The sequence below is a fragment of the Photobacterium sp. MCCC 1A19761 genome, assembly GCF_037389125.1.
Classification (GTDB): domain Bacteria; phylum Pseudomonadota; class Gammaproteobacteria; order Enterobacterales; family Vibrionaceae; genus Photobacterium.
On sequence record NZ_JAZGTF010000001.1, the window covers coordinates 517177 to 531373 of the forward strand.

General features: G+C 54.3%; 11 protein-coding genes and 3 tRNA genes. 5 read left to right on the forward strand and 9 right to left on the reverse strand.

What is annotated here, in order from left to right; genetic code table 11:
• The first annotated feature begins 137 nt into the window (after positions 1–137).
• Together VV869_RS02245 and VV869_RS02250 are read left to right on the forward strand one after the other, a co-directional pair.
• Complete coding sequence (locus VV869_RS02245) at positions 138–1007, forward strand: TraB/GumN family protein (protein WP_337733383.1); 870 nt, start codon at positions 138–140, stop codon at positions 1005–1007.
• Positions 1008–1066: 59 nt separating this feature from the next.
• A complete protein-coding gene (locus VV869_RS02250) occupies positions 1067–2098 on the forward strand; it encodes a hypothetical protein (protein WP_337733384.1) in 1032 nt (343 codons plus the stop codon).
• Between the two features lie 820 nt (positions 2099–2918).
• Here the strand turns inward: VV869_RS02250 and VV869_RS02255 are convergent.
• The 3 genes from VV869_RS02255 to VV869_RS02265 form a co-directional block, all read right to left on the reverse strand.
• Positions 2919–2995 (reverse strand) — tRNA-Pro (locus VV869_RS02255).
• Positions 2996–3130: 135 nt separating this feature from the next.
• A tRNA-Pro gene (locus VV869_RS02260) sits at positions 3131–3207 on the reverse strand.
• Positions 3208–3439: 232 nt separating this feature from the next.
• A tRNA-Pro gene (locus tag VV869_RS02265) sits at positions 3440–3516 on the reverse strand.
• 387 nt (positions 3517–3903) lie between these two features.
• On the opposite strand from VV869_RS02265, the gene VV869_RS02270 reads away from it, so the two are divergent.
• Positions 3904–4044 carry a DUF3149 domain-containing protein gene (locus tag VV869_RS02270; RefSeq protein WP_261601959.1) on the forward strand — a complete coding sequence of 47 codons (141 nt, stop codon included), beginning with the start codon at positions 3904–3906 and terminating at the stop codon, positions 4042–4044.
• 125 nt (positions 4045–4169) lie between these two features.
• Positions 4170–4751, forward strand: coding sequence for a DNA endonuclease SmrA (gene smrA / locus VV869_RS02275; protein ID WP_337733385.1), 582 nt, complete (start codon positions 4170–4172; stop codon positions 4749–4751).
• 73 nt (positions 4752–4824) lie between these two features.
• Here smrA and VV869_RS02280 read toward each other — a convergent pair whose 3' ends face one another.
• From VV869_RS02280 to VV869_RS02300, 5 genes are all read right to left on the reverse strand, one after another.
• Entirely contained in the window at positions 4825–5439 is a 615-nt protein-coding gene (locus VV869_RS02280; RefSeq protein ID WP_337733467.1) for a LysE family translocator, read from the reverse strand.
• 52 nt (positions 5440–5491) lie between these two features.
• Positions 5492–6436, reverse strand: a complete 945-nt coding sequence (locus VV869_RS02285) for a LysR family transcriptional regulator (RefSeq protein ID WP_337733386.1) — start codon at positions 6434–6436, stop codon at positions 5492–5494.
• Between the two features lie 26 nt (positions 6437–6462).
• Positions 6463–6942 carry a Cys-tRNA(Pro) deacylase gene (gene ybaK / locus VV869_RS02290; RefSeq protein ID WP_337733387.1) on the reverse strand — a complete coding sequence of 160 codons (480 nt, stop codon included), beginning with the start codon at positions 6940–6942 and terminating at the stop codon, positions 6463–6465.
• Positions 6943–7051: 109 nt separating this feature from the next.
• A complete protein-coding gene (gene ushA / locus VV869_RS02295) occupies positions 7052–8725 on the reverse strand; it encodes a bifunctional UDP-sugar hydrolase/5'-nucleotidase UshA (RefSeq protein WP_337733388.1) in 1674 nt (557 codons plus the stop codon).
• A gap of 323 nt (positions 8726–9048) precedes the next feature.
• Positions 9049–10410 (reverse strand): Na+/H+ antiporter NhaC family protein, encoded by a 1362-nt coding sequence (locus VV869_RS02300; RefSeq protein ID WP_337733389.1) that lies wholly within the window; start codon positions 10408–10410, stop codon positions 9049–9051.
• 445 nt (positions 10411–10855) lie between these two features.
• Here VV869_RS02300 and VV869_RS02305 point away from each other — a divergent pair, with 445 nt between their 5' ends.
• Positions 10856–12739 carry a methyl-accepting chemotaxis protein gene (locus VV869_RS02305; RefSeq protein WP_337733390.1) on the forward strand — a complete coding sequence of 628 codons (1884 nt, stop codon included), beginning with the start codon at positions 10856–10858 and terminating at the stop codon, positions 12737–12739.
• Positions 12740–12826: 87 nt separating this feature from the next.
• Here VV869_RS02305 and VV869_RS02310 read toward each other — a convergent pair whose 3' ends face one another.
• On the reverse strand, positions 12827–14083 hold the full coding sequence (locus VV869_RS02310) for an aromatic amino acid transport family protein (protein WP_337733391.1): 1257 nt from the start codon (positions 14081–14083) through the stop codon (positions 12827–12829).
• Positions 14084–14197 lie beyond the last annotated feature (114 nt).

Genomic DNA, 14197 nt, shown 5'->3' on the forward strand with positions numbered 1-14197 from the left:
GTTCTGGCTGCATCCTGACAGCAAAAGCTAAATCCCATTTCTCGGGATTGATAACAGGAACATAGCGACAGACTCGCCCTGCCAACAGAGAACTGATATAACCGTATCAGTTCTCTGCTTCTGGTATCAGAATGTCTATGCTGAAATCACTCTTCACCAAAGCCTTGCTGTTCCTGCCCTTTATCGCGGCACCTGCCCTGGCAGAGCCTCAGGTTTGGCTGGCACAAAAACAGCAACGACAGTTTATCCTGCTGGGCTCTATCCATGCCGGAAAATCCGCCCTGTACCCATTGCCGCAAGTCTTCTGGGATCACTGGCCCGCAGCGAACGGCCTGATTGTCGAAGCCGACATTCTGAAACCGGCTGATGTATCCCTCAACCGTGCTCTCCCGACCAACGAGACACTGCTGAGCAAACAGGAAAAACGCCAACTGCGTGATATCGCCGAGCAAACCCGACTCCCCTACCTGTCGCTGCTCCATAGCCCGCCCTGGCTGGCCGCCATCCAACTACAAAATGTCATGGCCACTCAAGCTGGTTTAAGCGCAGAGCAAGGGATCGATATCACCCTGCTGCATCGTGCCAAAGCAGACAACAAACCCATCTTTGAACTGGAAAGTCTCCAGCAGCAACTGGCGATGATGGAAAACCTGCCAGACCACGGCCAAAGCCTGCTGCGCACCACCCTGTATGACTGGCAGGACATGCAATCCCAGCTCCAATGCATGCTTTCAGCCTGGCAGCATGGCGATCACCACCAGATGCAACAGCTCCTGGAAGACAGCCGCTACAGTGACACAACCAATCACCTGCTGATCGACCAGCGCAACCATGACTGGACAGCCCAGCTCAGTGAATCTCCCGCCTATCAACAAGGCTCTTTTCTGGTTGTGGTCGGTGCGATGCACCTGATTGGCCCGTCCGGCGTGCCGTCACTACTGGAGCAAAGAGGATTTCGCATCACACAATTGAGCCAAAGCCAGCCAAGTCAATGTGCATCTAATTGACAGTATTGTTTTTAAAACTATGATGTAAACCTCATATATGCAAGATTTCAAAGGTTTACATGAAAAAAACATCTTTACTGGCTTTATCCGTTGTCCTGGCGCTGACTGGGTGTGGTGAAGAAGACGAAAACGGCAGCGTCAATGGTAAATCCCTGGGCTGGGGCGCAACGCACAGCACGTCATTTGCCGAGCTCCAACAACGTATGAATGCCGTCCCGTCCCTGACCCCAAAAAGCGCCAGCCAGGATAGCGGGCTGTATATTGATCGCTCAAATAATATTATGGTGGACTGTAGCGCACGGCCTGCATACACCAGTGCGCATTTTGAAATCGCTGGAGAAAATGACAACATTCCACTGGCCGACATGCAGCGCATCGCGGCCATTGCTGAAGTCAGCCTGGAGATGATCGCCAGTCACCTGAATCTGGAACCGGCGGCACTGATCAAGCACAGCCACCTTAATAAACTGGGGATCTGTCTGAAAGAAGGCACCAACTCAGTCGCCGGTGGTCAGGGCAGTGAAATCAGTGCGTTCCAACGCAACACGCACGGTGGCGTCTACGAGTTCGGCCTGCTCAAGCATGAACTGGCCCACATCATTGATTCACAAATGAACGGCAACCAACGCGGCTACAACATCAATCCAAGCTGGTTTGTTGAAGGGATGGCGGAAGTCATTACCGGCAAGCAACCGATGGCTCTCGGCACTTGGCATGCCAAGCACGAGAAATATAACAACACCATGCTGGATATGGCCACAGGTAACCTGGGCGGGTATGAAGACTATGATCTGTTCGCCACTACAATTCATTACCTGGCGGAAAAAGGTTGGGGACCGGGTTATGTCGAGGCATTCTTCCAGAGTGATCGCTGGCACGTCAACAGCACACCAACCCAAAATGGCTGTGAGGGCTTTGTCGGCGATGGTGTCAATTACACCGGTGATTGCGTCATGTCCAACGAGCTCGAAACGGCTTTTGCTGCCCGCTTTGACGAGATCAGCGCCAAAGCCAATGGCGAAGTCACCAGCTTTACCCAATTCCAGCAGACATACGCCACTTTGATTCCACGCTGGCTGGAATCCCGCTAATTCGATATTCAATGCAAACAGCCCGAACACCGGGCTGTTTTTTTATCTGTCGACAGCAATCTGCTCCCTGAACTCCCAGAAGCTCTCAAACTGCGCGATTCACCGACAATCTTTGGGCTGGGTGAACCCTGTCCAAGGGGACTAACCCCAACCCACCAAACGGAAAAAGCCCCGATCGAATAACCGGGGCTTCGTATCGTGATCAGTGAAGAAGGATTCGAACGGGGCGGCCTTCCGTGCCCGACCCTTTGGTCCGCTATTCCCTAAATCCTGAGATGCGCGACCAAACTGCGTGATTCACCAACAATTGTTGGACTGTGGCAAACCCTAGGCGAAGGACACCACAAAATGACAGAGCGTAAAACGGAAAAGCCCCGGTCAGTTGACCGGGGCTTCGTATCGTGGTCGGTGAAGAGGGATTCGGCCGGGGCGGCCTTCCGTACCCGGCCCTCTGGTCCGCTATTCCCTAAATCCTGAGATGCGCGACCAAACTGCGTGATTCACCAACAATTGGTGGACTGTGGTAAACCCTATACGAAGGAAACCACAAAATGACAGACCGTAAAACGGAAAAGCCCTGGTCAGTTGACCAGGGCTTCATATAGTGGTCGGTGAAGAGGGATTCGGACGGGGCGGCCTTCCGTACCCGGCCCTCTGGTCCGCTATTCCCAAAAGCCGACTCCAAGGCTATGGATGCGCGACCAAACTGCGTGATTCACCAACAATTGTTGGACTGTGGTAAACCCTATACGAAGGAAACCACAAAATGACAGACCGTAAAACGGAAAAGCCCCGGTCAGTTGACCGGGGCTTCATATAGTGGTCGGTGAAGAGGGATTCGAACCCCCGACCCTCTGGTCCCAAACCAGATGCGCTACCAAACTGCGCTATTCACCGACTATCGTTGGACTCTGGTGAACCCTGTCCGAGGGTCGCCCTCTGGTCCGCTATTCTCAAAATCCTGAGATGCACAACCAAACTGCGTGATTCACCGACAACATGTGGTACGTTTAAAACCCACCACTGAAAGAGTGGTCGGTGAAGAGGGATTCGAACCCCCGACCCTCTGGCCCCAAACCAGATGCGCTACCAAACTGCGCTATTCACCGACGATCGTTGGACTCTGGTGAACCCTGTCCGAGGGTCGCCCTCTGGTCCGCTATTCTCAAAACCCTGAGATGCGCGACCAAACTGCGCTATTCACCGACAATCGTTGGACTCTGGTGAACCCTGTCCGAGGGTCGCCCTCTGGTCCGCTATTCTCAAAATCCTGAGATGCATAACCAAACTGCGTGATTCACCGACAATATGTGGCACGTTTAAAACCTACCACTGAAAGAGTGGTCGGTGAAGAGGGATTCGAACCCCCGACCCTCTGGTCCCAAACCAGATGCGCTACCAAACTGCGCTATTCACCGACAATCGTTGGACAATGGTGAACCCTGTCCGAGGGTCGCCCTCTGGTCCGCTATTCCCAAAACCCTGGGATGCGCGACCAAACTGCGCTATTCACCGACTTTATTCTCAGCTGTCTCATTGCTGAGGCCGCTTATATTACTAAGCAAAAAAAATTACGCAAGCCCCTGACCGGACTTTTTTACAGGAAGATTTCAGTTCAGGATTCGATTGCTCAAGGATGCAGCAAATTTGGCAATTTCACGTCCCAGACTCAGATGTTAAGTGATCCAAACCGCAACTTCTGGCACATGGAAGAAACATCATATCGACCATTGATCCAGATCAGCATAACAAATTGGTTGCATTCGTTATCTTATGACCACTACTTCACGACCTAGGGACTATTCATGGATTTTTGGCTGGATCTTTTATTTGGCAACGCCGTTGGCCTCTCATCAATGATCGTGATCTTTGGCGCATTAGGCCTGATGTTATTTTTCGGCGGCTACTTTATCTATAAAACAATGTCGTCCTCTTCTCCTCACTAGAGCCATTTGCACAGCCGTAGGCTTGCACCAGGGTCAATCTGTCGGTCTTGACCCTGGACTTCTTTTGGTCCCGGAAAGCTCTTGGTATACTTACCAATATCCCACTAGTCAATTCCCTGAACACCATGTCTGATTCCGATGAACTGGATCTCTTTCGTGAGATGATGGCTGATGTCTCGCCGATCAAACAAGACAAGATTGAGAGCCGCCCCAAACATCAAACGTCTGAGGCACACCTTGCCCGGCGTCTGGCTGCCCAGACTTTAACGGAAAGTGACCCCGACTATTTATCCATCGACCATGCGGAAATGCTGAAGCCCGACGATATGATCGAGTTCAAGCGTGATGGCGTCCAGGAAGGCGTCTTTCGTAAACTACGGCTGGGCAAATATGAGCTTCAGGCCCGGTTGGATCTGCATCGAAAAACACTCCAGCAAGCCCGTGACGAAGTGCTGCACTTTCTCAAGCAGTGTCAGCGGATGGATATTCGTACCGTTATCATCGTTCACGGCAAAGGGGAGCGTTCCAACCCACCAGCCCTGATGAAAAGCTTTGTCGCCAGCTGGCTGACCCAGATTTCTGATGTGATGGGCTTTCATTCTGCCCTGCGCCAGCACGGCGGGACCGGCGCACTCTATGTCATGCTGAAGAAAAGCCAGGAGCGTAAACTGGAAAACCGCGAGCGACACCAACGACGCCAGCGCTAAATTCCCCATACCACAGAGGCGCACCAGCGCCTCTGTTTCTCTTCGTCCAACCCACAACTACCATGATATTCGGCTATGCCTGAATTACCACCCGCAGTGCCAGCAAGATCAGCACCACCCCGGACAGACGGTCAATCAACTGGGCTTTCATCCGCAGCTTGTCCAGAACCTTGGGATTCGACAACACCAGTGCAATCAGGGTGTACCACAACCCATCCACCAGTAGCGGGGTGGCGACAATAATTGCCCGGCTCGACAGCTCAGTCCCGACCGCAACAAACTGGCTGAACAGAGCGAGAAAGAATAGCGCCAGTTTCGGATTCAGGATGGAGATCATCAGGCCATCCCGCGCGGCAATCCCCAATCGGACCGGGGTCCCTGCCGAGAGTTTCGCGGCGACCCCGCCTTTGGAGCGCAGGGCATTGACGCCCAGATAGGCCAGGTATGCAGCACCGGCGTAGGTGATCGCCGTAAACAAGGTTGGCGACTGCTTCAGCACTACGGCCAGTCCCAACAACGTCAGCAGCGCATAAACCCCAACCCCGAACGCATGGGCCCAGGACGTCACGACGCCGTGCAACCGCCCACCGGATAAACTGTGTTTCGCCACCACGGCCAGACTGGGGCCCGGTGACATGGCTCCGAGCATGCAAATCATCAACAGCGAAAGCCAGATACTGAATGTCATCATCTACTCCTTTAAAAAAACTAAAGTAGCAGCCTGAGGGCATTTGCTGAAATCAAAAGAAATCATCGCCTTTATGATTTTCAGTCATAGTGATGGAATACATCGAGCCTTGCATGATCGCCAACACCTGGTTGCGCAGCCACTGATGCGCCGGATCGGCTTCGAAGCGCGGATGCCACAGCAGCCAGTATTGATGCTCCGGCACAGCAAACGGCAGCGGCTGATAGGTGATGGGAAACAACTGACTCATATTGCGGGCAATATGCTCGGGGATCACCATCAGCATATCGGTCCGGCTCACGGTCTCAAACGCGGAGCCGAAAAAGGGTACCGTAAACTGGATCTGCCGTGCCAGTCCTTCGCTGCTCAGGTGGCGATCGACAAAGCTGTCCTTATCCCCTCCACCAGAGACTTTCACATGCGGATACCGGGTAAATGCGCATAAAGTCAACGGCTCAGCCGCCAGCGGATGGGCCTGGCGCATCACACACACGGGCTGATCGGCGCCAATCGCTCGCCCGCACAGCCCCGGCGGGATTGCCGGTAGCATGGTCGAAACCAGGTGAATATTGAGCTCCCTCAACTGCGCCAGTTGCTCCGGCGACCAGAGCTGATATCCCACCCGGAGCCGGGGTGCGGCGTGCTGAAATTGCGCCACGATATCCGGCAGAATGTACTGGGCGACATAATCGGAAGAAGCCAGCACCACACTCCCCTGCCAAGAATGCGGATCAAACGCCCCGTTTGCCAATAGCCCCTGGCATTCCGCCAGTACGCCATCCAGCTTGAGTTTGAGCTGCTCAGCCCTCGGGGTCAGCAACAACCGGTTGCCTTCGCGTACCAGCAACGGGTCGTCGAACAGCCCCCGCAACTGGGTCAACTGCCGACTGACTGCTGACTGTGTCAGATGTAACCGTCCCGCAGCCCGGCTGACATGGCATTCATCGAGTAACACCTGCAGGGTTCGCAGCAGGTTCAGGTTCATCGGTTTCTCCATACACCCTCATGTGCGGCGGCGAGCGATCAGGCCGTTTTCGCCAACGATGCGAATTGTCCCTGTGTCAGCGCCAACAGCTCCTGCGGCGCCAGTTCAATCTCCAGCCCGCGGCGCCCGGCACTGACACAAATCGTTTCAAACTGCTCGGCAGAGGCATCAAGAAAGGTCGGCAGGCGTTTTTTCTGCCCCAGCGGGCTGATCCCGCCGACAATGTAGCCGGTGGTTTTCTCGGCAATTTGCGGATCGGCCATATCGGCTTTCTTGCCGCCTGCCGCTTTGGCTGCCGCTTTCAAATCCAGCATGCCGGCGACCGGTACAATCGCCACGGCCAGTTTTTTCGGATCGCCATTGAGTGCAAACAACAACGTTTTGAATACCCGATTCGGGTCCTGGCCCAGTACATTCGCCGCCTCCAGGCCGAAGTTGGTATTGGCCGGATCATGCTCATACTGGTGAACGGTATAGGAAATTTTCTTCTTTTTGGCGAGGTTAATGGCCGGTGTCATGGATCAGTTATCATTTGCTATGGGTGATGGCATCAATATAGCCAACCTGACCGCAAGAAAAAAGCCCCGGCACAGACCGGGGCTTTGTGGGTTACTGACTCATGATCAGTTACTTATAGGTAATCTCGCCTTTTGGTGCGAACGCATTCACATCAACCGGGCTGTTTGCTTCCAGGAAGTCTTTCAGCACTTCCGCATCCACAAACCCAGTATTCACATAACCCGGATGCGTATTCAGCTTCGGATAGCCGTCACCGCCCGCCGCATTGAAGCTCGGGATGGTAAAGCGGTAAGTCTTGTTCAGATCCAGCGCTTTGCCGCCAATCTTCACATTGCTGACCTTGCCATTCGCAACATTCATCGAGATGCCATAGAACTGGGCATAAGCACCAGAATCCGTCGGCTTGGTCGCGACCACATTCAGGTAATCCATCACTTCCGCACCGCTCATGTCGGTGTAAGTCACGATGTTGCCGAACGGCTGAACCGTCAGCACGTCTTTATACGTGATATCGCCACCGGCAATCGAGTCACGCACGCCACCGGAGTTCATCACGGCGAAGTCCGCTTTGGCACGCTGCATGTGAGAAGCCGCAATCAGACGACCCAGATTGGTCTGTTGGAAACGAACCTTGTTGCGATCCCCTTCCAGCTTGCCATTTGACTCTGCAATCTTGATGTTCAGTTGGGCCTGACCGCGCTCCTGGTAAGGTTGCAGGAAGGATTTCACGTCCTGATTCTCGGCAATTTCATCTTCGATGAAGACACGTTTCTTGCTGCCGTCAGCCAGTGTCACCTTCTTCTTCAGGTTCACCGGGATCAGATCGTAGCTCACCATCTGTAACTCACCGTTGCGGAATTCGAAATCCGCGCGGCCGACATATTTGCCCCACTCATGAGCCTGGACAATCCAGGTGCCGTTCTGCTGATCCGGCTTACATTCATCACCCGGATTGAACTGCTTGTTGTACATGTTCGGACCTTCCATGCACACCGGCTCCTGGGAGTGACCACCGACGATCATATCCAGATCACCCGCTTCCAGCGAACGCGCCAGTGCTACATCGCCCGGGGCATTCACGCCACGGTTCCCGTTTTCGTAGTGGCCCATATGCGTCGCCGCAATGATCACATCCGGTTTCTCGGTGGCCTGAAGTTCATTGATCAGCTTCTGCGCTTCCACTTTCGGATCGCGGAAATCGATACCGCCGATATATTCCGGGTTACCGATCTTGGCCGTATCTTCCGTCGTCAGGCCGATCACCGCAATCTTAATGCCCTGGCGCTCAAAAATCTGGTAAGGCTGGAACAGGCGCTCGCCGGTGGCTTTGTCGTAGATGTTCGCCGACAGCATCGGGAACTCAGCCCAGGCTTCCTGCTTACGCAGCACTTCCAGCGGGTTATCAAACTCATGGTTCCCCAACGCCATCGCATCATAGCCCAGCATATTCATGCCTTTGAAGTCCGGCTCAGCATCCTGAAGATCCGACTCCGGCACACCGGTATTGATATCACCGCCCGAGAGCAGCAGTGCCGTGCCGCCCTGAGCTTCGATCTCAGCCCGCAATTGATCTAACAAGGTCTTGCGCGCAGCCATGCCATATTCACCGTATTTATTCTGCCAGAAACGACCGTGGTGATCGTTGGTGTGCAGAATAGTCAGCTTATATGTTGTATCCGCTTCCCAGGATGGCTCTGTGACATCAGCCTGATTGGCACAACCCGACAAGGTTGCCAGGACGGCTGCCGTTAATGCTGTTTTAGCAAATAAGCGTTGCTTCATGGGATTCCCCTTAACCATTCTTCATTATATTGGCCAGACCGCGCACCGGTCGGACTTCCGTGCCCGAAAACCCGCACATCACAGCGTTCAACCTGACGTAACCACTGCCACCGTTCATCCTTGATAAAAAGGCTTAAGCAGCTGTTTATATTCAAACAATGGCGCAAGTTTAAAATAAACCATGAGCACTTTTCTGTTGATTTCATAAATCTGTTGACCAGATCACCTTACAAGGCGCGAAATTTCTCAAACAGCGGACTAAACGCAAAAAAATGCCCTGCAATTGCAGGGCATCGGATCAGGTTACTGGAATTTTTGTGGTGTTACGCACAAACTGGTTGTCGGGCCGGATGCTTGACAAACACCGCCACCACCGCGGCAATCGCCAGGAAGAAGCAATAATAAGAGTGGCTGACCACGGCCAGCGGCGACAGACCAAAGACAGAGCCCAGCAACAATGCCTGAGCGCCGTACGGCAATACGCCCTGAATCACACAAGAGAAGATATCGAGCAAACTGGCAGCGCGGCGCGGCGTCACCCCATGCTCAACGGCCAGCTCTTTGGCTACGCCACCGGAAACGATAATGGCGACCGTATTGTTAGCGGTACAGCAGTTGGTCAAACTGACCAGCGACGCAATCCCCAGCTCACTGGCACGCAGGTTCTGGCTCTGGCTGTGTGCCTTGCCGAACACCCGGATCACCTTACTGATCAGTTGCGTCAAGAAAGCCAGGCCGCCCTGCTGGCGCATCAGCTCACTGATCCCGCCAATCAACATCGACAACAGGAAGATTTCCTGCATATTGCCAAAGCCGGCATAAATATCCTGACCGTAAGTCGCCAGGCTGTAATCCGGACTCGTCATCAAACCAACGCTCCCGGCCAGCAGGATGCCCAGCCCGAGTACGACGAAGACATTCACCCCGGACACCGCCAGAACTAGAATCGCGATATACGGCAGTACTTTCAGCCACTCGACTGCTTCGGCAGCCGGAACCTGGCTCGGGGTGCTGCTGATCATAAATAAGACAATTGCCGCGATCGCCGCTGGCAGTGCAATGCGAATGTTTTCGCGGAACTTGTCTTTCATCTGACAGCCTTGCGAGCGGGTCGAGGCAATGGTGGTATCTGAGATAATCGACAGGTTATCACCGAACATGGCACCGCTCAGCACCACCCCGGCGGTCAGGGCCACATCCATTTCCGCCGCCTCGGCGATCCCCAGGGCAACCGGCGCCACCGCCGCAATCGTCCCCATCGACGTTCCCATCGCGGTGGCAATAAACGCTGAAATCACAAAGATCCCGGGCAGGATTAGACTGGCCGGCAGCATTGATAATCCCAGGTTCACCGTCGCATCCACCCCACCGGTCGCTTTGGCAACCGCAGCAAAGGCACCGGCCAGCAGATAGATCATGCACATCGCGATGATATCCCCATGGCCCACACCCCGCAGGAACTGCTCAATCGCCTTGTTCAGGGTTTCTTTACTCAGCAGCAGGGCGATCATAATCGCCGGCAGCGCGGCAACCGGTGCCGGTAACTGATAAAAGGCAAAATCGACGCCCTGCAGGGTCAGGTAACTTCCGACGCCAATGAACAAGGCCAGAAATATACCCAGTGGCAATAGTGCCAGTGCAGAGGGCGCTGGGGTCGTGTGCGATTGTGGTGTTGTGTTCGGCATGATGACTACAGGACATCTATTTTAAAATTTGCCCTAGCCTAGAGCTTCCACCTAGCAGTGTCAACTTCTAGACGTCTAAACATCCGATATTTTCTTAGATGACGGCAAATCATATTCCGCCCAATAATCAACCGATATCACTGCACGTGTTGAATAAATAATATTCCCCAAAAGCATTCATCACGTCGATAAAATGGACTTTTCAAGCTAAATCGAATTTTATTCCGCAAAATCCGGATTTTGATCAAAGTTAGACCATTGTATGAAGCTTGAAAGCCGTCAATAAGTTGACAGTACTATTTACAACTACGTCAATTTAAATGAAATATCTTTGTAAATTGTATGATTATTATGAGCTGCGTCACTTTTTCGTGCATGTCGCTTAAATTATCGATAAAATCCGACCGCAAATCCCTATACCTATGTCTTTTGAGAATCGATAACAATGAAATTATCTTTAAAGCAAAAGCTCATCGGGGCCAGTTTATCCGCCGTGGTTATCATGGCGACGGCTCTGACCTGGCTGGCCGCTGAGCAACTCGCTGATCAAACCCGAAACGGTATCTACGCCCGTGCCCAGAGCATCTCTTCAGCGGCCACGGATGGTATTTCAGAATGGATTTCGATTCGCAGCAACATTGCCAGTGCCTTCAACAATTACACCGCTGAAGCCGACAAAGTGCCGTATCTGCAACAGGCACGTATTGCCGGCGGCTTTGACGATATCTTCTTCGGCACCCCGGCCGGTGAGATGTTCCGTTCGCACCCGGAGCGTAATCGCGCCGACTATGATCCGCGCACCCGTCCGTGGTACCAGGATGCACAAAATGCCGGCAAGCAGATGATTACCACCGCTTATAAAGATGCCATTACCAATGCCCTGCTGGTAACGATTGCCGAGCCGGTTCGCCACAACGGCTCCCTGGTTGGCGTGGTCGGTGCCGACGTGCTGATCGACCAGTTGATCAACGATGTGATCAACCTGAATGTGGGCGACAATGCCTTTGCAATGCTGATCAACAAGCAGGACAACACTTTTCTAGCCCATCCTGATAAGTCTCTGCTGCTCCAGCCGATCAGCCGCTACAGCAAAAACATCAGCATGGCGACAATCAATACTGCCGTTCAATCGCATGAAATTACCGCAGCGACGGTCAAAGGCCAGGATAAACTGCTGTATTTTGCCAACGTGCCGGGCACCGACTGGATCCTGGGCCTAGAGCTGGATCGCGCGACTGAAGAAGCCAGCCACAGCGAACTGCTGAGCCAGCTGATCATCGCTTCGATTATCATTACCCTGGCAGTGGTTGCTGCCGTTGCCTGGCTGGTCGGCTTCCTGTTCCGCGACCTAGGCCGCGTCTCGCAAGCCCTGGCTGAAATCGCCACCGGTGAAGGGGATCTGACCCAGCGCCTGGAGCCGCGCAGCGACGATGAAGTCGGCCAACTGGCCCATAACTTCAACCGGTTTGTCGGCAACATGCACGGCATGGTCAGCCGCCTGAACGAAGTCTCTTCAGCCCTGAGCCAGCAGGCCCATCTCACGGCCTCGCAAGCGGAAGAGCGTAGCACCCGTATCCAGCACCAGCAGGATGAGATCAATATGGTCGCGACCGCCATCAACGAGATGGCCGCCGCAACCCAAGAAATCGCCGGCAACGCCGACAATACGGCCCGCACCTCGGGTGAAACGGTAGATGTATCCGAGCACGGCGCTCAACAGGTCAGCCAGAGCCAGCAATCAATCACCAGCCTGGCCACAGAAGTGGATATGGCCACCGGGGTGATCGGCGAGCTGAACACCCATGCCCAGAGCATCAACACCATTTTGTCGACCATCCAGGACATTGCCGAGCAAACCAACCTGCTGGCGCTGAATGCGGCCATTGAAGCAGCCCGTGCCGGTGAGCAAGGCCGCGGATTTGCCGTGGTTGCTGATGAGGTGCGCGTACTGAGCCAGCGTACCCATGCTTCCACGCAAGAAATTCAGCAAATGATTGAAACCTTGCAGCAGACCACAGGTCGTGCCGTCGGGATCATGGAAGACAGCCGTCGCCTGGCTGAGACCAGTGTCGATGATGCCAACGCCGCTTCGGCCAGCCTGTCACAAATTAACAGTGCCGTGACCAACATCAGTGATATGGCCACCCAAATTGCCTCGGCAGCCGAAGAGCAATCGTCCGTCACCTCGGAAATTACCCGCAATACCGAAGGGATCCGTGATGTATCGAATGAGCTGGCGATGGAAGCGGAGGAAGCCGCGAAACAGGCGGCAGAACTGTCGCACCTCTCCCATGAGCTGCAACAGGAAATCAACCGCTTTAAGCTGTAAACCGGCCCCGAGAAGCGATCTAAAAAAAGGCTTGCCCCGCGGCAAGCCTTTTTGTTTTCGCCCGCCCGAAGCGCGTCGGGGAAGCAATTAAAGCAAGTTATAGAGAATGGCCGAGACGGCCAGCAACCCCACCACCAGCACAAAATACGTACTCAACTGCCCGCGATAGGCTTTCAACCCCTCCACCCGGTAGACCGCCAGCATCGGCAGAATGAACAGGATCATCGCAATCACCGGGCCGGACAGGGCCTCCATCATGCCGAGGATGCTCGGGTTCAGGACTGCCGCCAGCCAGATCGACAGAAACATCAGCACAATTCCCAGCTTATCCAGTTTGGCAACGGCCACCCCGGTTTGCTTGTGCAGTAATCCGTTCAGGCTCTCGCGCGCCCCCATGAAGTGTCCGAGGAACGACGAGGTAATGGCGATGAAGGCAATCAACGGTCCCAGGGCGACAATGAACGGGCTGTTGTGCACATTGGCCAGGTAGGACAGCACCGACACGTTCTGTGCCTTGGCTTCCATCAGCTGCGCCGGAGTCAGGCTCAGGACACAGGAAAAGACAAAGAACAGCACAAAGACAATCAGCATCACCGAGGTACGCCGCAAGATGTGCTCACTCTTGGCGCCTGCCTGCGCCCCGTAATGGCGCCGCTGGGCATGAACGAAACTGGAAATCGCAGCCGCATGGCTGAACGCGAACACCGTCACCGGCACCGCCAGCCACAGGGTCAGCGACAGCTCCTGCCACTGCGGCCATACCGTCATCACAGGGAACTGCCAGTTCGGGACCAGATACAGGGATAGCCCGGCCAGGATCGCAGCCAGCGGATAGACAATCACGGCGAAGGCTTTGAGCATGGCTTTCTCACCGGCCATCATGACCGCAATCATGGCAAAGATCAGCCCGCCCGAGAGCAGCACCCGCGACGGCGGGGTGATCCCCAACTGATGGATCAGGAAGCTTTCGACCGTATTGGTCAGACCGACACCGTAGATCAGCAAAATCGGAAAGATCGACAGGAAGTAAAGGAGCGCAATCAACCGTCCGGCCCCGACACCGAAATGCTCTTCGACCACATCGGTAAAATCTGCATCCGGACGCGATGAAGACAGCACGAAACGCGCCAGCCCGCGGTGCGCCAGAAAGGTCATCGGCCCGGCCAGCAGGGCCATGATCACCAGCGGCCAAAATCCGCCGACCCCGATATTAATCGGCAGAAATAAAATCCCGGCCCCCACGGCCGTTCCAAATAAACTCAGCATCCAGCTGGTATCGTGCTGACTCCAGCGTGGAGCCGCTTCCCCTGTCTGACTCAGAGCTTTGTTTTGAGATAATGCCACGCAACACCCTACACATTTAAAATTTTAAGCGGCAGGAGTATACCCATACAGGATTAAATTCTCATTTGGGCACTGGCAGACATCACACTCCCGTTTCCCCGCATCACCAGGGGG